Raw genomic sequence first — 21,975 nt, forward strand, 5'->3', positions numbered from 1 at the left:
CACCGCGCGACATTTTGGGTCTTGCATCGTGCCTCCATTCGGCAGCATCATCCTTATCAAGGAAGATCCAGGTTCAACGGCCAAGGATCATGATGTCATTGGGAGGACACTATGTCGGATACCTCGTACCCCGTTTCGGCGGCGGTCGCAGACCACGCATTGATTGATAACGCAAAATATCAGGAAATGTATGATCGCTCGGTTGCTGATCCCGCCGGGTTCTGGGAGGAACACGGCAAGCGTGTTGACTGGATCAAGCCTTACAGCACAGTCAAGAACACGTCGTATGACCACGACAACGTGTCGATCAAATGGTTCGAAGACGGGACACTCAATGTCTCTGCGAACTGCATCGACCGCCATCTTGAAACACGTGGCGATCAAGTTGCAATCATCTGGGAGGGTGATGATCCCTCCGAGAGCCGCACCTACACCTACCGTGATCTGCATGAGCACGTATGTCGCTTCGCCAATGTCTTGAAAAATCAAGGCGTTCAGAAGGGTGACCGGGTCACCATCTATATGCCGATGATCCCGGAAGCCGCTTTCGCCATGCTGGCCTGCACCCGCATTGGCGCGGTGCATTCGGTCGTCTTCGGTGGTTTCTCGCCAGACAGTCTGGCGCAGCGTATCAAGGATTGTGCCAGCACCTGCGTCATCACTGCCGATGAAGGCTTGCGTGGCGGGCGTCGTACTCCATTGAAAATCAATGTCGACAAGGCAGCCGAACGCGCCCCGGTCGACAGCGTGATCGTTGTGAAGCGCACCGGCGGCGACATCGCCATGAAGGATGGACGCGACGTCTGGTATCACGACATTGCCGACACGGTCTCCACCGACTGCCCGCCGGAAGAAATGAACGCGGAAGATCCGCTGTTCATTCTCTATACCTCCGGCTCGACGGGCAGTCCCAAAGGCGTGTTGCACACCTCGGGTGGCTATCTCGTCTATGCGTCCATGACGCATCAATATGTGTTCGATTACCACGACAACGACGTCTATTGGTGCACTGCTGACGTGGGCTGGGTCACAGGCCACAGCTACATTGTCTACGGTCCCCTGGCCAATGGCGCCACAACACTGATGTTCGAAGGGGTTCCCACCTATCCGGACGCCAGCCGCTTCTGGCAGGTAATCGACAAGCATAACGTCAATATCTTTTACACAGCGCCGACAGCCATCCGTGCTCTGATGGGAGCTGGCGACGATTTTGTCACCAAAGCCTCACGCAAGAGCTTGCGGGTTCTGGGGTCCGTTGGCGAACCGATCAACCCGGAAGCCTGGACGTGGTTTTACAATGTCGTGGGCGACGCGCGCTGCCCCATTGTCGACACCTGGTGGCAGACCGAGACCGGCGGTATCATGATCACGCCCCTGCCCGGCGCAACGTCCCTCAAACCCGGCTCGGCCACCCGTCCCTTCTTCGGCATCAAGCCTGCCATTGTCGATGCACAGGGCAAGATCCTGAAGGGTGCCGCAGATGGCAATCTGGTCATCACCGACAGTTGGCCCGGACAGATGCGTTCAGTCTACGGCGATCATGACCGCTTCGTGCAGACATATTTCTCAACCTACAAGGGATACTATTTCTCCGGCGACGGGTGCCGCCGTGATGAGGATGGCTACTATTGGATCACTGGGCGTGTTGATGATGTCATCAATGTTTCCGGACACCGCATGGGCACGGCAGAGGTCGAAAGCGCCCTTGTTGCACATCCAAAGGTATCGGAAGCGGCTGTCGTCGGCTATCCGCACGATATCAAGGGCCAGGGCATCTATGCCTATGTCACCTTGATGGAAGGCGAAGAGCCCTCCGAAGAGTTGCGCAAGGAACTGGTGAAGCATGTCCGCAGCGAGATCGGGCCGATTGCCTCTCCCGATCTCATCCAGTTTGCACCAGGCCTGCCGAAAACCCGCTCTGGCAAGATCATGCGCCGCATTCTACGCAAGATCGCCGAGGACAGCTTTGAGAATCTCGGCGACACCTCGACACTGGCTGACCCGGGCGTCGTCGACGACCTGATCGACAATCGCCAGAACAAAATGTCAGCCTGATCCCATAGAAAGCCCATCGGCGGCGCATCGTCTCGTAGACTGTGCCGCCGACGGAACTGCCACCCGGAAAATCAGCTGTGACGTGCAGGGCATTCTGTCCAGTTGAACCCGCTCACACGCCATGTCCTACAGATGCAGGATCTCGTTGATGACGCGCGGGTGATGCGCATATGAGATCTTCCCTTTTCGCTCATTTTTGGAAGCCCCATCATGACCCGTCTTGCCAACAAGCTTCTTGTCGCCGGTGCCCTGTCTCTTGTTCTGTCAGGCACCGCATTTGCTCACGCTCACCTGAAATCGGCACTGCCGTCCGCAAACAGCAAGGTCACTATTGCACCGACAAAGCTCGTTCTGAAATTCACTGAGGGTCTCAACATCCATTTCAGCAAGGTGACGCTGTCCGGGCCGAAGCATATGACCGTTGCAACCGGCAAGCAGATGCTCAAAAAGGGCGACGACACCATCTTGAATGTCATGCTGCCCAAACCGCTCAAGGCCGGAAAATATACCGTTTCCTGGAAGGCACTGGCCAAGGACGGACATAAGTCCAATGGCAACTACACGTTCACCGTTACGGCCAAATAGGACGATCTGACAGTCGTGACGCCTGATCTTGCGCTGATCATCTGCCGCTTCTTGCAGGAAGCTTCCGCCTGTCTACTCTGGGGCAGTTTGCTGTTCTGGCTCATCTGTCTGCCCAGAGGATCGGTCGACAGATACACGCAAGTCACCCTGCGCCACATGGCGCAGGGCTTTGGCCTTGTCGCCACTTTTGCGTCGTTGGCCCTGCTTCCGATCAATGGAGCACGACTGGGTAACGGCTGGCCGGACGCGCTGTCGGCGTCACTTCTGCAAGACGTTGTGCACTACACCTCGGCTGGGTCCTCCTAGTTGCTCGCGATGTTGGGTGTGCTGTGTCTCCTAGCAAGCCTGACTGGCCGGCAGAGGCTCTCCGGCGCATTCGCGCTTCTTGGCGCGGGGACTATTCTCACGAGCCTTGCCTTGACGGGACATGCCCGCCTCAATGAGGGGTGGATCGGTGCATTACATCAGATCAGCGATGTCCTGCATGCATTGGCCGCAGCATCCTGGGTTGGCGCTCTTCTGCCCTTTGCACTGATCTTCACCAGACGCCCATTGATCAGTGACAGCCCCCTCTATGCGGCACGCTTGCGTCTCAGCATTGAGCGTTTTTCGCGGCTGGGTATGATTGCCGTCGGGATTATCCTTTCAAGCGGATTAGCCAATACGCTGCTGACCCTCGGAACACTGCCTCTCGATTGGCATGTTCCCTATCAGGCACTTCTGTCGGCGAAAATCAGCGTTGTCCTTGGTCATGCTGGTGCTGGCGGGCCGCAACAAGGCGATCCTGAGCCGACGGCTTTCGTCCCGCAGCACACAGGCGCTTGCCATTCATGCTTTGCGCAATGCAGCTTGGGTAGAATTGGGGCTTGGTTTGGTCGTCATCGGACTGGTTGCCATTCTCGGCACACTCGACCCTTCAGGCGGGATGATGATGCATTGATCCGCGCGACCCAACCAAGATTGGATGCGGTTCCCATCTGCAAATCAAGAGAGCTAATGACGCGCACTGCATGGCTATTGCGCCAGATAGATTGACTGGATCTTGCCCGCAATGCCCGAAAACGCTGACAAAAGCGCACTGTCGTTCTCTGCAAGATAATAGTTCTGTGTTCCGCTGGAACAATACTGCATTTCGGCAGGGCCCAGTGCAGAACCACCTGTATTAAAATAAATACCAAATATTGTTATATCTTTTTGCTTCATCGCATCGCAAAACTTACGCCCACGCGTCGCGGATGGATCATCATAACTTGCATATGTTTGATAATATTCCGTCCAAAAAGACTGCGTGTAAGGTTTATAACAATAATTACCAAATTGAAAGGTACAGGCAGTTTCCGTTCGCGTGTCGTAATAATCATTGAAATCGCCATCTGTCATGACGATGGCAAACTTCAAAACCTTATCGTCATCATAATCTGCCGGTTTGCTGCTAATCGGCCAGAGAGGTGCCCAGTTGGGCGACAACGTATACCAACCAAAAGAAATTCCCACCTGTACCTGCAGTCCCCCCACTGGCCTCAAGACTGTTGATCTTGTTGATCAGCGTCGTGCGATCAGACGTCAATGGCAGAATCTGCGCCTCAGGACATTTGTCTCCCTGCGCGTACCCATTCAGGCTGCCATTTAAATAATAGCGTTCTGCTGTGCCATTAAAGTGCTCGGAAGACCAGCGATCATCGGTAAACTGCGAACTTCCCGTTCGCTCCGTAATACAGCCGCGCCCGGTGATATTTCCGGTGGTAATGACCTTTGCCAAGGTGCCCATATTGACGCCTTGTGAATACGGGATGATAGAGATACGCACCTTGCTGTCGGAAACCGAGGTCCCGTCTGACGACAACAGCGTATTGATCAGCGATTTGGCCGCACTCTTCAGGCCACCAATATCGCTGGCCATAGAGCCCGTCACATCAAGAATAAGCGCAACTTCGACATCGGAACGCGAATAAGTCGCCTTGGCCGTAACCGCCATGTCGATGGACTTGGGTCCAATCCCAGCGAGACTGATGAAATATGTCTTCACCTTCGCCTCAACAGAGGCTGAAATCGTTCCATCAGTGGAAGAAACCTTATACGTCAGATCATTGATATTGACGTTCTCGATTCCAAGCATGGTCATGTTGCCATCGAAGGAATCCTGCAAGGCCGCTTTGACCTCACTGTCAGTCATCACGCTGGTCGATAACTTCTTCGCCACAAACAGAACGGCAGCGTCAAGCGCGTTGGCCACAGACTCCCGGGTGGTCAATGCCCGTGCGTAGTCAACACTGGACCCGCCAACCACGAGCACGATAATTACCATCAGCGCAAAAATCGGCAGAATAGAGCCCGAAGTATCCCTCCGGAACCGCTTTGAATGTGATTTGAGCTTGCTGACCAAATTGGCAATCATGTGCCGCGACCCTTTGATGTCATTGTCAAAAGGTCTAAGGCAAATGTCTTTACCCCCGGTTAACACCCGGTATTTCATTTTAACCGGTTGCAGCAAAACCGCTGAAATCCGGCCCCTGCCCCTCACGGTTCCAGCTCGGTGTCCCAATAGAGAAAGTCGAGCCAGCTCTCATGCAGATAATTGGGCGGAAACGCCCGACCATTGTTGTGAAGGTCCTGAATGTCGGGCTGGAAGGGCATATGCATGGGCCACATGTTGAGCTGCGCGCAACTCTTGTTGGCCTTTTTCAAATTGCAGGGCGAACATGCGGTAATCACATTCTGCCAGGTGGTTTGCCCACCCTTGGACCGAGGCACAAGATGATCAAAGGTCAGTTCGTCGCGTGAGCCGCAATATTGGCACTGAAATTTGTCGCGAAGGAAGACGTTGAAACGTGTAAAGGCGGGAAAGCGATTTGGTTTTACGAAAGTCTTGAGACATACAACGCTTGGAAGCTGGAACTTGAAGCTCGGACTTCGAACAATCGCGTCGTATTCCGCCACAATATTCACCCGCTCCAGGAAGACGGCTTTGATGGTATCTTGCCATCCCCAGAGGGATAAGGGGTAGTAGCTGAGAGGCCTGTAATCTGCATTCAGAACCAATGCAGGATAGGCACCCGATGAAACTCCTATCGTCACCGTCCGCTCCTTATGCCTGTCATTCGGTTCGCAAAGCAGCGCAGCAAGCAAACCGGATTTTTTCAGACAGAAGTATTGTAGAGCGCAGGTGACACTCTTGTGAAGCCTATTACATCTATTTGACTTGGCTGACACTTTTGCGCTGGGCGACAAATATTTCCGTGCATCGTCTTTCTAAAATGCGTTAATTTACAATCGTTTCCGGCCCGGCTGACAACCGCAATCCGCCACAACGAAAAACGGGCGCCCAATGGACGCCCGTCGTTTTCCACTCAAAATTGCAAATCAGCCTTTCGGCCACTCGCGAATGTCGATGAAATGGCCCTTGATAGCCGCCGCAGCCGCCATTGTCGGCGACACCAGATGCGTGCGACCCTTGAAGCCCTGACGACCTTCGAAATTACGGTTCGAGGTCGAGGCACAGCGCTCACCCGGCTTCAATTTGTCAGCGTTCATTGCCAGACACATGGAACAGCCCGGCTCACGCCAGTCAAACCCGGCATCCTTGAAGATCTTGTCGAGGCCCTCGGCTTCCGCCTGTTCCTTGACGAGACCGGACCCCGGCACAACCATTGCGTCAACGGTTGAAGCGACCTTATGACCCTGGACGATAGCCGCAGCAGCACGCAGATCTTCAATGCGACCATTGGTGCAGGAGCCGATGAAAACGCGGTCCAGCTTGATGTCGGTAATCTTGGTTCCGGCTGTCAGACCCATGTACTCAAGTGCACGGATCTTGGAGACCCGGCGGTTTTCTTCCGGGATGTCATCCGGGTTCGGCACAACGCCCGTAACCGCAATGACGTCCTCTGGCGACGAGCCCCAACTGACGATCGGCGGCAAGTTAGCGGCATCAAGACGCACAACCTTGTCGAACTCGGCACCTTCATCCGTGTGAAGGGTCTTCCAATAGTCGATAGCCTTCTCAAGCTGCTCACCGGCAGGAGCCTTCGGACGACCCGTGATATACTCAAAGGTCTTTTCATCCGGTGCAATCAACCCAGCGCGCGCACCCGCTTCAATGGACATGTTGCAGATCGTCATGCGACCTTCCATAGTCAGCGCACGAATGGCTTCGCCTGCATATTCCATGACATAACCTGTGCCGCCAGCGGTGCCGATCTCGCCGATGATGGCTAGGATGATGTCCTTCGCCGACACACCATCCGGCAACGTGCCATCCACCTGGATGAGCATATTTTTCGCCTTGGACTGGATCAACGTCTGGGTTGCCAGAACGTGCTCCACTTCAGACGTTCCAATGCCATGCGCCAGCGAGCCGAAGGCACCATGCGTCGACGTGTGACTGTCGCCACACACAATGGTCATGCCCGGTAAGGTAAAGCCCTGCTCCGGTCCGACGATGTGGACAATGCCCTGACGCAAATCCAGCTCGTTGTAATATTCAACGCCAAACTCGGCGGCATTCTTCGCCAGCGTTGCGACCTGCAACGCAGAATCCGGATCGTCGATGCCATGCGTGCGATCGCTGGTCGGCACGTTATGATCCACAACGGCAAGCGTGCGCTTCGGTTGACGAACCTTGCGATTGGTCATCCGCAGACCTTCGAACGCCTGAGGGCTGGTCACTTCGTGAACAAGGTGACGATCAATGTAGATGAGCGCCGTGCCGTCCTCTTGGACATCAACCAGATGATCATCCCAAATCTTGTCGTAAAGCGTCCTGGCCTTGGCCATCTCTCTCTCCTCAAATCAGCATGGACCCTGGCCCTTTTCAGGGTGCTCCGGCTCTGCGCCGAACCGAAGCGTCTGATCCATCAGGCGACCAGCCGGAATGCCGACATCGGCTTTCCACGGTGATCGGATATGTCCGCGCCAAAATGCCTGAACAGGCCTCTCCCGGTCAAGTGAAACGACTTGAGCTTTTTTCAAGTACCATTGACTCTGGAACAGCTATTGCGTGGGACGAAACCAAAAAAGGCAGGCCACATGGACCCGCCTTTCAAAATCTTGAAGTTGAGTTTTAAACTCTTATTCTGCCGCGTCGTCGGACTTTGCAGCTTCTTTTTCGGCAACCTTCGCAGCGCGAACACTTGCGGCCTGCGCACGAGCTTCATCGTTGAGGCGCTTGGCGCGCGCGTTGGTTGCTTCCACGATACGTGCAGACTTGCCGCGACGATCGCGCAGATAGTAGAGCTTCGCACGACGAACCTTACCGCGACGAACCACCTCAACGCCTTCCAGCATCGGGGAGAAAATCGGGAACACACGTTCAACGCCTTCGCCGTAGGAAATCTTGCGAACCGTGAAGCTTTCGTTGATGCCACCGCCAGAACGGGCAATGCAGACGCCTTCGTAAGCCTGGGTACGAGTACGTGTTCCTTCCGTCACGCGAACGTTGACGCGAACCGTGTCACCAGGAGAAAATTCCGGAAGCTTACGAGCTTCTTCAATGCGAGCCATTTCTTCGGCATTGATCTGTTCGATAATGTTCATGGCAATTATCCTTTTCAATTTCAAAGCGGCCAGAGCGTCCAACGCATACGCAAAGGACGACTTCACCGCCTTGGGCCATGCTTCATTGATTTGCAATCGGCATCAAAGACAGACGACCGGACACCAAAAAGGCATCGGTATCCTACAGTGACCGACTTGCTAGCGCAGGTTGTTACAGGAAGAGACTACCCTTGTCACCCTCTTTTCGACTGTTTCGTGCCAGAAAAACTGATCAATTTTGGTCAGACTGACCCGTTTCGCGCAAATAAGCTTGCCAAAGGTCAGGACGCCTCGTCCGAGTCAGCTGTTCTGCCTGCTCCTGACGCCAGTTGGCTATCTTTCCGTGATTGCCACTGGTGAGCACACCAGGGATGCTCAGGCCTTCAAACTCAGTGGGGCGGGTATAATGCGGATGCTCCAGGAGGCCTGTCTCGAAGCTCTCCGTCTCAGCACTTTCCATATTGCCCATGACGCCCGGAATAAGCCGAATCACCGCGTCCAGAAGTGTGAATGCGCCGATCTCGCCACCCGAGAGAATGTAATCGCCAATGGAGACTTCCTCCAACTCACGCGTGTCGATAACCCGCTGGTCGACCCCTTCGAACCGACCGCAGACAACAATGGCGCCCGGCCCTTCAGCCAGGGCATGTGCACGCTTCTGAGTCAAAGGCTTGCCGCGCGGGCTCATCAACAGTCGCGGGCGCCGATCTCCCTCTTGCGTTGCCGCATCGATCGCCTTGGCCAAGATGTCGGATCGCAGCACCATTCCCGCGCCACCGCCTGCCGGTGTGTCATCGACAGAACGATGTTTATCTTCAGCGTAATCCCGGATCTGGCGGGTTTCCAATTCCCATAATCCCTTGTCGAGAGCCCGACCGGACAGGCTGTGGCCGAGCGGGCCAGGAAACATATCCGGATAAAGGGTCAGAATACTCGCTCTAAAGGCCATTGTTACTCCGCACTACTGCCTGAATTGACAGCCTCTCTATTCATTTACCTTGTTTTCCGTTTTCTCGGAAAAGCGAAGGAAGAAAGTCGTTTCCTAAAACGGCGTTAATCATTACCGCCAAAACTGCAAGGATCCCCATCGGAGGTGATCCTGTGCCTGTTCTGCGTTACAAAGTGCCAAGTTTCATGCGCCCTGTCATGCGTCAGCCTTATCTCGAAGTGACAGTCTGGCGTCTGATGCCGCTCGCCCTGCTGCTGGTTTTTGGACTGTTCGCGGGTCTCATCTTCTCGACAGGCTTATCGCACCCTTACGACAAGATCGTTCACGTCACTTTCTATGGCCTGTTGACGCTCTCCATCCACTCGGTGCTGGGCTGCCGCCTGCGGTTTTCCGGATCGGTGTCCTTCTTCCTGGGCGTGATGGGTGAAGTTCTGCAGAATTACATGCCACACCATGATGCATCTTTCGACGATGCGATCGCCAATGGCATCGGTGTTATCCTGGTGTCTGCCGCCATCGCCCTGTATCGCTCGGAAACGCGACAAGCGCTGCGCGACGATCCCATCGACATGGATTTGGAAACAATGGGGCTTCACCGGGTCAACCGGGATCAATCTTCCGTCCCTGCCGAGAAATAATCCTCCGGCAAATCAACAATGACGCGTCCAGCATCAAGATCGACCTCAGGAACAAAGACCTGGGTAAAAGGAATGTAGAACGTTGCGCCCCGGGACGGACGGACTTCCAGCAGATCGCCAGCGCCAAAATCCTGGACAGCCGCAATTTTTCCGAGAGATTTACCAGTCTTGTCCTCGACAGCGACACCGGCCAGATCGGAATAATAGAATTCGTCTTCTTCAGGCTCGGGAAAAGCAGATCGCTCGATATAGAGCTCAATACCATTCAGTGCTTCGGCCGCGTTGCGATCGGCAATGCCCTTGAACTGGGCAACTGCAACGGTTTTTTGAACCCGTGCTCGGATCACTTCGAAAGTACGTGAACCGTCTTTGGTCTGCAAGGGACCATAGTCTGTAAAGGAGAGCGGATCATCCCCAAAGGGTTTGACCCGCACTTCCCCACGAATTCCATGGGCTGCGCCAATGCGCGCCATGAGAACCAGAGTGTCTGACGTATCCGCCATCTTGTTCACCCAAGGTTATGGTGCGCGCCGCGCAGCCCATTGCAATTCATTATTCGGCAGCAGCGTCTGCTTCGCTGGATTCGGATGCAGCAGCGGCGGCGGCAGCTTCTTCTTCAGCCTGACGCTTCGCAGCAAGACGTTCCTGAGCCTTCTGACCCGGAACAGCCTTTTGCGGATTGTTGCGTGAATCACGCTTCAGCAGACCGGCTGCATCGAGAAAACGATGAACGCGATCGGTCGGTTTTGCTCCGTTTGCCAGCCAATGCTGGATACGCTCAACGTCGAGCTGGATGCGCTCTTCGGAATCTTTCGGCAGCAACGGGTTGTAAGACCCAACCTTTTCGATGAAGCGGCCATCGCGCGGTGCGCGGATGTCGGCGATCACGATACGGTAAAACGGACGCTTTTTGGAACCGCCACGTGCAAGGCGAATTTTCGTAGCCATATTTCAAGTCTCCAATAGGTTATTTGCCGGTGTTCGCGGCGATGGCTTCATGATGCCGAATAACTTCCTTCACGATAAAGTTCAGGAATTTTTCAGCGAAATCTGGATCCAGATGGGCATCTTCCGCAAGTTGCCGCAATCTTTCGATCTGGACCTTTTCCCGCGCCGGATCGGCCGGCGGAAGATCGTGTTCGGCCTTGAGAACGCCCACCTTCTGAGTGCATTTAAAGCGTTCGGCCAGCATGTGAACGAGAGCTGCATCGATGTTGTCGATGGAGGAGCGCAAGAGCCGCAAATCGGCCAGTGCGTCGTTCGTTGTTTTCTGAGAAGAGGATACTCCGCTCGTCATCGCTTTTTCCCCTTGCCAAGGCCCGGCAGACCACCCAGTCCGCCCGGCATTTTAGGACCACCTAGCCCCGGCAATCCGCCAGCACCGCCAAATCCGGGAGGTAATCCTCCAGACAGGCCGCTCGACAGATCTTTCGGCATTTCGCCGCCACCGGGCAACTGGCCTGACTTGGCCATTTCTTCCAGCTGCTTGGGATCAACGTTCGGCATACCCCCCATACCGAGGCCGCCCATCATCTTGCCAAGCATGCCCTTGTTCTTGCCAACTTTCTTCATCATGTCCGCCATCTGGCGATGCATCTTGAGAAGCTTGTTCACTTCCGCAACATCGACACCGGACCCGGCAGCGATACGCTTCTTGCGACTGGCCTTGAGCACATCTGGCTTGCGCTTTTCCTGCGGTGTCATCGACTGGATGATCGCAACCTGACGCTTGAACATCTTGTCATCGATATTGGCCGACGCCATCTGCTTCTTGATCTTGCCGACGCCCGGAAGCATGCCCATCATTCCGGACATACCGCCAAGCTTTTCCATCTGCTTGAGCTGATCTGCCAGATCATTCAGGTCAAAATGACCCTTCTGCATCTTACGGGCCATTTCCGCGGCTTTTTCCGCATCAATGGCTTCAGACGCCTTCTCAACCAGCGAAACAATATCGCCCATGCCAAGAATACGATCGGCGATCCGCTTGGGATGAAAATCCTCAAGAGCATCAGACTTTTCGCCTGTCCCGATGAGCTTGACCGGCTTACCAGTCACAGCCTGCATCGACAGCGCAGCACCGCCACGGCCGTCACCATCCATACGGGTCAACGCGATCCCGGTAATGCCGACGCGCTCATTAAAGTTCTGCGCCAGATTGACGGCGTCCTGACCCGTCATGGAATCTGCCACCAGCAGAATTTCATGCGGCTGGGCAGCGGCCTTGACGTCTGCCATTTCGACCATCAAAGGCTCGTCGATATGCGTCCGACCAGCCGTATCAAGCAGAACCACATCATAGCCGCCGAGCCGCGCTGCCGTCATGGCGCGCTTGGCAATCTCGACTGGCCCCTGCCCTTCGATGATCGGCAATGTGTCGACATCGTTTTGCTCGCCCAGCACCTTGAGCTGCTCTTGCGCTGCCGGACGGCGCGTATCGAGAGACGCCATCAGAACCTTGCGCTTGTCGCGCTGGGTCAGGCGGCGAGCAATCTTGCCCGTCGTCGTGGTTTTACCGGAGCCCTGCAGACCAACCATCATGATCGCCACAGGAGCCGGTGCATTCAAATCAACGCCCTGACTTTCGGAGCCAAGCATTTCAATCAGCTGGTCATGGACGATCTTGACGACCATCTGACCCGGTGTGATCGACTTGACCACTTCGGCACCAACGGCCCGGTTACGGACCTTGTCGGTGAACGAGCGCACAACAGGCAGCGCCACGTCCGCCTCGATCAGCGCACGCCGGATTTCCCGCAGCGCTTCACTGACGTCGTTTTCCGACAAAGCCCCGCGACCGGTCAGCTTGTCGAAAATTCCACTCAGTCGATCTGACAGGCTTTCGAACATGAAAAGATCCTTACCACAGCAATTCTGGCCCGAGAGCCTGTTCCAAACAAACGCAAGACGGCCTTGCCCGAAGTGCCAAACGCAAAGCAAAACGACACCCGAGGGCGCATCGCGCTGTCGGATGTTTACCTCCAGGAACTCTTTACACCTTTACGGGTCCTGGTCGGCGAGTTTGGTTGTCTTACACTCAATTGGAGTTGGATTGGCTTATTGCAGCATTCAAGGTGCCAAGTCAAGGAAAAGCAGGAAAGCCATGCATCTCACTGCATTGATCGACATTTTGGGGCCCTCACCAACAAATAAAAAAATGCGCAGGACCATGTGATCTGGGAAATGCGCACCATAAAATCGCATGTCCGCCAGCACCGAATTACAGGTCTTGCCTGTTTGCACGAGTGACATGAGATACCAGGCTTTGCCGTTTAGCACTTGCATTGCAGCCGTCGTTAAGAGAAGAAGCAAGGACCTGCACTGTCGGCTCTGGCCGCTTTGACACGTCCACCCTCTGAAACATCAAGGGAAAAGCGGGACATGGATTTTCGCGCTGTCGCGCTGCCAATTGGCCGTCTGATGATCGTCATTGCGACCATCATGATTGTTCCAGCCATGGCCGATTTGTCCGCAAACAATCCGGATTGGATTGTTTTTCTGACCTGTGCAGCGGTTTTCGGCTGTCTCGGTGGGCTGACGACAACGGCCCTGTCCGGGCGCAAGTTACAGTTCAAGCGACGCGAAACCTTCCTGTTCGTCAACGCCGCCTTGGTTCACGTTCGTCATTGCCGGAGCAGTGCCGCTTTATGCCAGTGGCCTGCACATCTCTTTTGTCGATGCTTTCTTTGAGGCTGCGTCTGGCCTGACCACCACCGGATCCACCATTCTCAGCGGTCTCGACAAGATGCCCCCGGGCATTCTCTTGTGGCGCTCGCTGCTGCAATGGATGGGAGGTGTGGGAATTGTCGTGATCGGCATTTGGCTGCTCCCCGGTCTGCGCGTCGGAGGAAGCCAGCTCTTTCAGATCGAATCCTCTGAGAACACCGCCAAGCCTTATGGTCGCGTCGAGCCCTTCATGAAACGCCTCGTATTGATGTATTGCGTTCTCACGCTGAGCTGCACGATGCTCTATTACATCTTCGGCATGACTTTTTTTCAGGCGATCAATCACGCCATGACCACCGTTTCCAGCGGTGGATTTTCAACATCGGACCTGTCCTTCACCCAGTTCGACAACAAGCCGATTGCCATCTATTGGGTCTCTATCTTCTTCATGCTGTGTTCGGGTCTGCCGTTCCTTTTCATGATCCGCCTGACAGAAGGCCGCAAGATAGATCACATGCAGCAGATCCGCGTGTATCTTGGTCTAATCCTTGTCATCAGCGTTGGCTTGTTCCTGTCGCAGCGCTGGAGCCAGAACGACACCCCATTTCACCTTTTTACGATCTGCGTCTTTGATGTTGTCTCGATCATCACCACCACCGGATTTGGCGCCGGCGATTATCTGAAATGGGGCGCATTCGCCACGGCTCTGTTCTTCATCATCACCTTCATCGGCGGATGCAGCGGATCGACCTCAGGTGGCTTCAAGATCTTCCGCATTGCCATTCTGGCGAGCTATATCCGCTCACTCCTGCGCAAGATGGTACGGCCTCACCGCGTTGCCCCACCTCTTTACGAAGGCAGACCACTGACACCCGCCGTTATCGAAGGGGTTCTGATCTTCGGATTGGTCTATGCATTTACCTTCGCGCTGTTTGGAACCGTCTACAGCTTCTTCGGGCTGGATCTGGTCACGGCCCTCAGTGCCTCCATAACCGCGCTCGCCAATGTTGGCCCAGGAGCGTCGGAGGCCATCGGCCCAAGTGGCAACTTCGGCGGCCTGCCGGATGCTGTCAAATGGATGTTGAGCATCGAGATGATCCTCGGCCGCCTGGAGATCATCGCCACACTGGTGATTTTCCTGCCGGACTTCTGGTCAGAAACGTAAAATCAGGCATCAAGGGTCTGCCTGACGGCTCAGGTGGGATAGTCGCGCTTGCCAAAAATGGCAGATCCCACCCGTACATACGTAGCGCCGAACCCGACCGCGGTTTCGTAATCCGCCGACATGCCCATGGACAGTTCAGCCAATCCATTTCGCTTGGCAATCTTTTCCAGCAAAGCAAAATGCGGCCCCGGCGCTTCCTCGACCGGTGGGATGCACATCAACCCGATAACATTGAGACCAACCTCGTCGCGGCAAAACGCGACAAAAGCATCGGTTTCCTCTGGCGCAATCCCCGCCTTCTGTGGCTCCGCTCCCGTATTGACCTGCACGAAGCACGAAAGCTGGCGATCTTGCCGGTCCATTTCGTCCTTCAGTGCCTTGGCAATCTTGGCGCGATCAATGGTATGGATCACATCAAACGTCGCCACAGCCTCTTTCGACTTGTTCGACTGCAACGGTCCGATGAGGTGCAACTCGACACCCGGGTAGTCGCCGCGCAACTCCGGCCATTTGCCCATGGCTTCCTGAACACGGTTTTCACCGAAAACCGTGTGTCCTGCCTCCAGGACAGGGCGAATATCATCCGCCTCAAAAGTCTTGGACACTGCAATCAGAGTGACAGAGTCCTCAGGACGGCCGTAAGTCTTTTCGCTCTCGCGAATATCACTTTGGACCTGCTTCAGCCGCTCGTCTGCTGTCCCGCTCATGACCACACTCCTCATGTTCACTGCATGCTGATTATGTGGCCACTGATAGGGTTTCAAGGCTATAAAAAGCAAGGGGCAGATCAAGGCAACGGAAAATACGCACTTTTGAGGTCATGACTGTTGACCGGATAGCGGATTTCTGGTGACAGTCCGCCAAACACTCCAATCAGAAGCGCCTTAGCCAACAGGCAGTATGAAACGGCAAGATTTATGGTAACGGAACGATATAACGCGCGCGAAGTTGAAGCCCGCTGGCAAACTGTCTGGAACGACAAGGACGTCTTCGTCACTTCAAACGAAGATCCCCGCGAGAAATACTACGTTCTGGAGATGTTCCCCTACCCGTCTGGCCGAATTCACATGGGCCACGTTCGCAATTATGCGATGGGTGACGTGGTTGCACGCTTCAAGCGCGCCAAGGGCTTCAATGTTCTGCATCCGATGGGCTGGGACGCCTTCGGGATGCCGGCTGAAAACGCAGCCATGCAGAACAATGTCCATCCACGCGACTGGACCTACGAAAACATTGCCACAATGCGCTCCCAGTTGAAGATCATGGGTCTTTCGCTGGACTGGAGCCGTGAATTCGCAACCTGTGATGTGGAATATTACACGCAGCAGCAGCGCCTTTTCTTGCAGTTTCTTGAGGCTGGCCTCGTCTATCGCAAGAAATCCAAGGTCAACTGGGATCCCGTCGACATGACCGTACTTGCCAATGAGCAGGTTATCGACGGTCGTGGATGGCGCTCTGGCGCTCTGGTTGAACAGCAAGAACTGACACAATGGTTTTTCCGCATCTCGGATTATTCCAACGACCTGCTGGAAGCCCTGGACGATCTCGACCGCTGGCCGGAAAAAGTTCGCCTGATGCAGAAGAACTGGATCGGCAAATCCGAAGGCCTGCGGGTGCGCTTTGAATTCATCAGCCAACCACCGACCGGCGACAAAACACTCGAAATTTTCACGACCCGTCCGGACACTCTGTTCGGTGCTTCCTTCATGGGCCTGTCCCCGGACCACCCGATTGCATCGGAACTGGCCAAGACCAATGCCCAATTGAAGGATTTCATTGACGAGTGTCACCGCATCGGTACATCGGAAGAAGCCATCGAAAAAGCTGAGAAGCGTGGTTTTGATACGGGTCTCACGGTCAAGCACCCGCTGGACGACAGCATCGAGCTGCCCGTCTATGTCGCCAATTTCATCCTGATGGATTACGGCACGGGTGCAATCTTCGGCTGTCCGGCTCATGATCAGCGCGATCTGGACTTTGCCCGCAAGTACACTCTTTCGGTCAATCCGGTTGTTATCCCGGCTGGGACCGATGCTGCGTCCTTCGAGATCGGAGATGAGGCTTATACCGACGATGGCGTGATCGCCAATTCAGATTTTCTCGATGGCCTGAGCATTGCAGAGGCGAAATCGGCCGTCGCCAACAAACTCGAGACCACGAATATTGACGGGGCACCGCAAGCGGCACGTCAGGTCAACTTCCGCCTGCGCGATTGGGGCATCTCCCGTCAGCGCTACTGGGGTTGCCCGATCCCTGTCATCCACTGCGACGACTGTGGTGTGGTGCCAGAAAAGGATGAAAACCTGCCGGTGGAGCTGCCTGCCGACATCAATTTCGACAAGCCGGGCAATCCCCTTGATCGGCATCCGACGTGGCGCAACTGCACCTGCCCGAAATGCGGCAAGGATGCACGCCGCGAGAGCGACACGATGGACACTTTCGTCGACAGCTCCTGGTATTATACCCGCTTTACGTCTCCACGCGCAGAGACACCAACCGAACCTGCCGTGGCCGATGCCTGGCTGCCGGTTGACCAATATATCGGTGGCATTGAGCACGCGATCTTGCACCTGCTCTATTCGCGCTTCTTCACCCGTGCCATGAAAAAGATCGGTGCTGTTGCCGTCGACGAGCCTTTCAAGGGGCTCTTCACCCAAGGCATGGTCACGCATGAGACCTACAAATCCGAAGATGGTATCTGGCTGAGTCCAACCGATGTGTCCTTCAGCGAGACCGATGGAAAACGCATGGCAATCCATGCTGAAACCGGCGCACCTGTGACCATCGGGTCCATCGAGAAGATGTCGAAGTCAAAGAAGAATGTCGTTGATCCAACTGACATCATCGATACATATGGTGCCGACACCGCGCGTTGGTTCATGCTGTCGGATTCCCCGCCCGAGCGCGATGTGATCTGGACCGAAGAAGGCGTTCAGGGCGCATGGCGTTTCGTGCAGCGCGTCTGGCGCCTCATAAACGACATTGCCGAACAGACCGAGCCGCGTGGCAACATTGTGCCATCCCTTTCCACACCTGCCGAAGACTTGCGCCGCGCAACCCACAAGACGTGCGCCGCCATTTCAACAGATCTGGATGGCCTTGGGTTCAACCGTGCTGTCGCTCGCATCTATGAATTCGTCAACCAGATCAGCAAGACCATCAACGGCCAGATGGATCAGGATGGGATGCACTTCGCGGTGCGCGAAGCAGCAGAATACCTCTGCTTTGTGATGAGCCCGATGATGCCGCATCTGTCCGAAGAATGCTGGGCGGCACTTTCCATGGACGGTCTGATCTCACAGTCGCCATGGCCGGATGTCGATGATAGTCTCCTGGTAGAAGACAGCATTACCCTGCCGATTCAGATCAATGGAAAGCGTCGCGGTGAAATAACTGTTTCACGTGAAGCTTCCAAAGAGGAGGTTGAAGCGGCTACTCTGGAACTTGAATTCGTTCAGCGTGTGCTGGATGGCAAGCCGCCTCGCAAGATCATCGTTGTGCCGCAAAGGATCGTGAATGTCGTCGCTTAGGTTTTCAAGACAAGGCCGATCCGCCTGGATAGCCGTCGCTGCCATCCTGCTGGGAGGTGCTACGCTCGCTGGCTGCCAGACCCGCCCGTTGTATGCCACGATGAACAGCTACACACCCGCGTCGCAATCCGTACAGGCGCAGTTGGCGGCTATCCAGATCGAGCCGATCACAGATACGGGATCCACCGGCGTTGCAAATCGTGCGCTGTTCAACGAACTCACGTTCCGCTTTGAGCGCGGTGCCCCCTCGGCAGACAAGCGGTATCGCTTGAAGATCATCACAAGTATCAACGAGGCTGAAGTCGGCGTTGAACAGCTTGCTGATGTTCCCGCTGCCTACACCCGCACAATGAACACGACGTTTGTCCTCACCAACATCATCACCAACAAGACGGTGATGACAGGCCATTCCTTCGCAACCTCGTCCTATGACTTCTCAAACCAGCGCTATGCCAACATCCGCGCTCAGCGAGATGCCGACGAACGCGTGGCAAAAGTTGTTGCAAATGACATTCAGGCCCGCATCGCCGGCCGCTTTGCCATGCGCAACCAGGACTGACTGACCCATGACAGCACTGAAGGCAGGTGACATTGAGCGATTTCTCTCGGCGCCACCTGCCTCTGCTGCGCTTGTTCTGATCTATGGTCCAGACAGTGGTCTCGTGACCGAACGCGCTGGCGTTCTCGTTGCCAAGGTCAGTGAAGGTGATAACGATCCCTTCAACCTCATCAAACTTGATGCTTCGGATGTCGCTTCGGACCCGAATCGATTGATCGATGAGGCCCTGACCATCCCACTTTTTGGGGGCCGGAGGATCATCTGGGTCAAGGATGCCGGCGGCAAAAACTTGTCGAACGCTCTTACCCCTATTCTCAAGCTGCCAGATTGCCCCTCCCTGATCGTTATTGAAGCCGGTGACCTGAAGAAAGGCACTGGCCTGCGTAAACTGTTCGAGCAGGACCGGCAGGCGATCGCCATTCCGTGTTATGCTGACACTGAACGAGATATTGACCAGCTCATCGACTATGAAACCCGCGCGCTTGAGTTGACGATCACCCGCGAAGCCCGCGCTTCCCTGCACTCGCTGCTTGGAGCGGACCGGATGGCCAGCCGTGGCGAAGTCAAGAAACTCTGTCTCTACGCTCTCGGCAAAGGCCGCATCGAAGCCTCGGATGTTGAAGACATCATCGGCGATACATCTGCATTCGAAATGTCGGAACTGATCGACAGCACCGCGCTTGGCGATCTGATTGACCTCGATCGCGGTCTTGAACGGCTTTCAGCCACCGGCTCCAACGCCTCTGTTATTGCAGGCCAAGCCTTGAAGCACTTTCAATGGCTGCATCGTATGCGCGCCGATCTTGAGCGGGGCATCAATGCCAAGGATATTGTCGATGGACAGAGACCACCGGTCTTTTTCAAGCGGCGACCGGGGATCACCCGTCAACTTCAGATATGGTCGCTGGATGACCTGTCGCGGGCCACAGAACGCCTTCATGAGGCCATGAAGGTCTCGCGCCTGAATGCCGTTCTCGGCGTTCCTGTGCTGTCTGAGGAGCTTCTGACGCTCGCAAGGGTGGCAGCCACACGCAAGATCCAACGCCGGCGCTAAGACAAGCGCCTATGGGCTGATCTAGCCCTGACATACCGAAGCCTTTGCACAAGCTTTACACACGATTTCAACATTTAGTTCCGTAACTCACGAGAAAACTGCCAGCCCAATAAATAGGCTCGCGATTGCTCTTGCGAAGCAGATCCGGCGTGAGCGACATCTTAGTCAACAGTTTTCCAACAGCCTTTCCAATGAACTGTCACAGGTTCATGCGCATCATTTCAACAGGATGCACAACGCAAAAAAGCCGACCCTTGAACAGATCGGCTTAAGCTATTTTCTAAACAAAACCAGATCAGAAAAGTCTAACTGGTCTCAAGACCGAGCAGGCGGCAAATTTCGTCGAGCTGCTCAAGCGATGAGTATTTGATCTTCAGATCACCGCTTTCCTTGCCGGCCTTATGCCCGACGCTGACCTTCAAACCAAGCTTGTCGGTCAAACGTTTTTCCAGTGACAGTGTATCTGCATCCTTGCGCGGCCGTGTACCTGCATCAGCCTTATTGGCCCCCTTGGCAAACTTCTCAAGAAGCTCCGGATTTTGTGCCAGCTTCTCTGCTTCGCGAACCGTAAGCCCTTTTTCGACAATAATCTCGGCAAGAGCACCCGGATTATCAACTGTGATCAGTGCCCTTGCGTGCCCCGCCGTCAGCAAGCCCTCAGACAGATAGTCTTTCACCGCATTGGGCAATTTCAACAAGCGCATTGTATTGGCAACATGACTGCGACTCTTGCCAATCGCCTTTGCCAGTTCCCCCTGAGAATAGCTGAATTCCGCCGTCAGTTGGTCGTAGCCGAGCGCCTCTTCAATCGGATTCAAATCGGAGCGTTGAACGTTCTCAATGATCGCAAGCTCAAGTGCTTCCTGATCTGTCACCTCGCGGATGATCACCGGCGCTTCGTGAAGGCCAGCCTGTTGAGCCGCCCGCCAACGTCGCTCACCAGCAATGATTTCAAATCGATTGGCCTGCCCGGTCAATGGCCTCACCAGGATCGGCTGCACAATTCCCTTGGTCCGCAAGGACTCCGTCAGATCGGCAAGATCTTTTTCGGTGAATGTCTTGCGCGGATTGCGCGGATTGGGAACGATATGCTCAATCGGAACTTTGCGGCTGTCACGCTGCGTCCGGACCTGGCTGTTCGTATCCTGAACAGTTGCATCCCCGATCAGAGCCGCAAGTCCGCGTCCAAGCCGCTTGTTCTTGTTCCCATCGTCCGCCATAGCGTACCTATTTCTTCTTATATATTAATTACTTATAGAATTTCTGAGATTTCAGAGATCTCATGTGGCACCTGCTTCAAGAGCGGATGCACCACAACACGCCCCCTACTCTATCCGCAAAACTGCTGCAACGCTTCCATTCCGGCAGGACTTTCCTCAGGAAACCGTACCGGAGCCGAATCCAGTTGGATCAAGCGGCCACGGTTCGCAACTCGCGCTCCCGCTGGATGATCTCGGAGGCCAAACGCAGATAAGCCTGACTGCCAGTGCATTTAAGATCATACAACAGCGCTGGCTTGCCATAAGACGGCGCCTCAGAGATGCGAACATTACGCGGGATAACCGTCTCATAGACCGCATCGCCCATCGTCTCACGAACATCGGCAACAACCTATGGCTCGAAAGATTGTTTCGGCTGTCGTACATCGTCAGAACGATGCCATGAATGGTCAACTCCGGGTTCAAAGCAGTCCGCACCTGCTCTACCGTGCTCAACAACTGACTCAACCCTTCAAGCGCGAAAAACTCGCATTGCAGAGGTACAAGAATGGAATGGGAGGCAGACAGAGCATTGATGGTCAACAGGTTCAGCGACGGCGGACAATCAACAAGCACATAGCTAAAACCGATTTCACGGAACAGGGCGCTTTGCGTCAAATCCGCGATGGCAGCCCTCAACCGGAAGGCCCGATCCGAGGACGAAGCAATTTCCAACTCAAGTCCGAGCAAATCCATCGTCGAAGGCGCTACCCAAAGCCGGGATACCGCCGTTTCCTTGATAGATTCATCAAGCGAACAATCATTGCTCAACACGTCATACGTCGAAAGACCGCGGTCCTGACGCCCAATGCCAAGACCCGTCGAAGCATTGCCCTGAGGATCGAGATCAATCACCAGAACTCGCTCGCCGATGGCGGCCAGAGCCGTGCCGAGATTAATGGCAGTCGTAGTCTTGCCGACACCGCCCTTTTGGTTGGCCAGAGCCAAAACGCGAGGACTTTCCGGAAGCATTGTCATGAGGC

Annotated in this window: 22 protein-coding genes and 2 pseudogenes; 11 read left to right on the top strand and 13 right to left on the bottom strand. The window is 55.0% G+C overall.

The window, feature by feature from the left end:
• Window positions 1–111 precede the first annotated feature (111 nt).
• From acs to AC0L7U_RS10985, 5 genes and pseudogenes are all read left to right on the top strand, one after another.
• Window positions 112–2,055 carry an acetate--CoA ligase gene (acs, locus tag AC0L7U_RS10965; protein WP_473690655.1) on the top strand — a complete coding sequence of 648 codons (1,944 nt, stop codon included), beginning with the start codon at window positions 112–114 and terminating at the stop codon, window positions 2,053–2,055.
• 210 nt (window positions 2,056–2,265) lie between these two features.
• Window positions 2,266–2,640 (top strand): copper homeostasis periplasmic binding protein CopC, encoded by a 375-nt coding sequence (gene copC, locus AC0L7U_RS10970; protein ID WP_473690657.1) that lies wholly within the window; start codon window positions 2,266–2,268, stop codon window positions 2,638–2,640.
• Window positions 2,641–2,655: 15 nt separating this feature from the next.
• Window positions 2,656–2,946, top strand: coding sequence for a hypothetical protein (locus AC0L7U_RS10975; protein ID WP_473690659.1), 291 nt, complete (start codon window positions 2,656–2,658; stop codon window positions 2,944–2,946).
• Window positions 2,947–3,261: 315 nt separating this feature from the next.
• Window positions 3,262–3,309, top strand: a pseudogene (locus AC0L7U_RS10980) (hypothetical protein); the annotation flags it as partial.
• Window positions 3,310–3,379: 70 nt separating this feature from the next.
• Complete coding sequence (locus tag AC0L7U_RS10985) at window positions 3,380–3,580, top strand: hypothetical protein (RefSeq protein WP_473690661.1); 201 nt, start codon at window positions 3,380–3,382, stop codon at window positions 3,578–3,580.
• A 74-nt stretch (window positions 3,581–3,654) separates the two neighbouring features.
• Here the strand turns inward: AC0L7U_RS10985 and AC0L7U_RS10990 are convergent, their stop codons facing one another.
• The 6 genes from AC0L7U_RS10990 to trmD all read right to left on the bottom strand — a co-directional run bounded on the left by AC0L7U_RS10990 (window position 3,655) and on the right by trmD (window position 9,121).
• Window positions 3,655–4,134 carry a hypothetical protein gene (locus AC0L7U_RS10990; RefSeq protein ID WP_473690664.1) on the bottom strand — a complete coding sequence of 160 codons (480 nt, stop codon included), beginning with the start codon at window positions 4,132–4,134 and terminating at the stop codon, window positions 3,655–3,657.
• Window positions 4,073–5,035: a TadE/TadG family type IV pilus assembly protein gene (locus AC0L7U_RS10995; protein WP_473690666.1), complete on the bottom strand. Its 963-nt coding sequence runs from the start codon at window positions 5,033–5,035 to the stop codon at window positions 4,073–4,075. The genes AC0L7U_RS10990 and AC0L7U_RS10995 overlap by 62 nt, the downstream gene beginning before the upstream one ends.
• A 122-nt stretch (window positions 5,036–5,157) precedes the next feature.
• A complete protein-coding gene (locus tag AC0L7U_RS11000) occupies window positions 5,158–5,715 on the bottom strand; it encodes an HNH endonuclease (protein WP_473690668.1) in 558 nt (185 codons plus the stop codon).
• Between the two features lie 285 nt (window positions 5,716–6,000).
• Complete coding sequence (gene leuC, locus AC0L7U_RS11005; protein ID WP_473690670.1) at window positions 6,001–7,413, bottom strand: 3-isopropylmalate dehydratase large subunit; 1,413 nt, start codon at window positions 7,411–7,413, stop codon at window positions 6,001–6,003.
• Between the two features lie 294 nt (window positions 7,414–7,707).
• The gene (gene rplS, locus AC0L7U_RS11010) at window positions 7,708–8,172 is read right to left on the bottom strand and encodes a 50S ribosomal protein L19 (protein ID WP_473690672.1); all 465 of its coding nucleotides are present in this window, start codon (window positions 8,170–8,172) and stop codon (window positions 7,708–7,710) included.
• Window positions 8,173–8,404: 232 nt separating this feature from the next.
• Window positions 8,405–9,121 (bottom strand): tRNA (guanosine(37)-N1)-methyltransferase TrmD, encoded by a 717-nt coding sequence (gene trmD, locus AC0L7U_RS11015; RefSeq protein ID WP_473690674.1) that lies wholly within the window; start codon window positions 9,119–9,121, stop codon window positions 8,405–8,407.
• 152 nt (window positions 9,122–9,273) lie between these two features.
• On the opposite strand from trmD, the gene AC0L7U_RS11020 reads away from it, so the two are divergent.
• Entirely contained in the window at window positions 9,274–9,759 is a 486-nt protein-coding gene (locus AC0L7U_RS11020) for a VanZ family protein (RefSeq protein ID WP_473690676.1), read from the top strand.
• Here the strand turns inward: AC0L7U_RS11020 and rimM are convergent.
• The 4 genes from rimM to ffh are packed head-to-tail and all read right to left on the bottom strand — an operon-like array spanning window position 9,732 to window position 12,609.
• On the bottom strand, window positions 9,732–10,262 hold the full coding sequence (gene rimM, locus AC0L7U_RS11025) for a ribosome maturation factor RimM (RefSeq protein ID WP_473690678.1): 531 nt from the start codon (window positions 10,260–10,262) through the stop codon (window positions 9,732–9,734). The two genes, AC0L7U_RS11020 and rimM, sit on opposite strands and share 28 nt — an antisense overlap.
• A gap of 49 nt (window positions 10,263–10,311) precedes the next feature.
• Window positions 10,312–10,707, bottom strand: coding sequence for a 30S ribosomal protein S16 (rpsP, locus tag AC0L7U_RS11030; protein ID WP_473690680.1), 396 nt, complete (start codon window positions 10,705–10,707; stop codon window positions 10,312–10,314).
• 19 nt (window positions 10,708–10,726) lie between these two features.
• A complete protein-coding gene (locus AC0L7U_RS11035; protein WP_473690682.1) occupies window positions 10,727–11,056 on the bottom strand; it encodes a chorismate mutase in 330 nt (109 codons plus the stop codon).
• Window positions 11,053–12,609: a signal recognition particle protein gene (gene ffh, locus AC0L7U_RS11040; RefSeq protein WP_473690684.1), complete on the bottom strand. Its 1,557-nt coding sequence runs from the start codon at window positions 12,607–12,609 to the stop codon at window positions 11,053–11,055. The genes AC0L7U_RS11035 and ffh overlap by 4 nt, the downstream gene beginning before the upstream one ends.
• 531 nt (window positions 12,610–13,140) lie before the next feature.
• On the opposite strand from ffh, the gene AC0L7U_RS11045 reads away from it, so the two are divergent.
• Complete coding sequence (locus AC0L7U_RS11045) at window positions 13,141–13,449, top strand: hypothetical protein (protein ID WP_473690686.1); 309 nt, start codon at window positions 13,141–13,143, stop codon at window positions 13,447–13,449.
• Window positions 13,397–14,590 (top strand): TrkH family potassium uptake protein, encoded by a 1,194-nt coding sequence (locus AC0L7U_RS11050; protein ID WP_473690688.1) that lies wholly within the window; start codon window positions 13,397–13,399, stop codon window positions 14,588–14,590. The genes AC0L7U_RS11045 and AC0L7U_RS11050 overlap by 53 nt, the downstream gene beginning before the upstream one ends.
• A gap of 29 nt (window positions 14,591–14,619) precedes the next feature.
• Here the strand turns inward: AC0L7U_RS11050 and AC0L7U_RS11055 are convergent, their stop codons facing one another.
• Entirely contained in the window at window positions 14,620–15,297 is a 678-nt protein-coding gene (locus tag AC0L7U_RS11055; RefSeq protein ID WP_473690690.1) for a YggS family pyridoxal phosphate-dependent enzyme, read from the bottom strand.
• Between the two features lie 210 nt (window positions 15,298–15,507).
• On the opposite strand from AC0L7U_RS11055, the gene leuS reads away from it, so the two are divergent.
• From leuS to holA, 3 genes are read left to right on the top strand one after another with little or no spacing between them, the layout of a single operon-like run.
• Window positions 15,508–18,120, top strand: a complete 2,613-nt coding sequence (gene leuS, locus AC0L7U_RS11060) for a leucine--tRNA ligase (RefSeq protein ID WP_473690692.1) — start codon at window positions 15,508–15,510, stop codon at window positions 18,118–18,120.
• Entirely contained in the window at window positions 18,107–18,679 is a 573-nt protein-coding gene (locus tag AC0L7U_RS11065) for an LPS assembly lipoprotein LptE (protein ID WP_473690694.1), read from the top strand. The genes leuS and AC0L7U_RS11065 overlap by 14 nt, the downstream gene beginning before the upstream one ends.
• A 7-nt stretch (window positions 18,680–18,686) precedes the next feature.
• Window positions 18,687–19,733, top strand: a complete 1,047-nt coding sequence (holA, locus tag AC0L7U_RS11070) for a DNA polymerase III subunit delta (protein WP_473690696.1) — start codon at window positions 18,687–18,689, stop codon at window positions 19,731–19,733.
• Window positions 19,734–20,038: 305 nt separating this feature from the next.
• Here holA and AC0L7U_RS11075 read toward each other — a convergent pair whose 3' ends face one another.
• Both AC0L7U_RS11075 and AC0L7U_RS11080 read right to left on the bottom strand, forming a co-directional pair.
• Window positions 20,039–20,953, bottom strand: coding sequence for a ParB/RepB/Spo0J family partition protein (locus tag AC0L7U_RS11075; RefSeq protein ID WP_473690699.1), 915 nt, complete (start codon window positions 20,951–20,953; stop codon window positions 20,039–20,041).
• A 190-nt stretch (window positions 20,954–21,143) separates the two neighbouring features.
• Window positions 21,144–21,970 (bottom strand): annotated as a pseudogene (locus tag AC0L7U_RS11080) (ParA family protein).
• Window positions 21,971–21,975 lie beyond the last annotated feature (5 nt).

The organism is Roseibium sp. 10G30-5 (assembly GCF_055809635.1).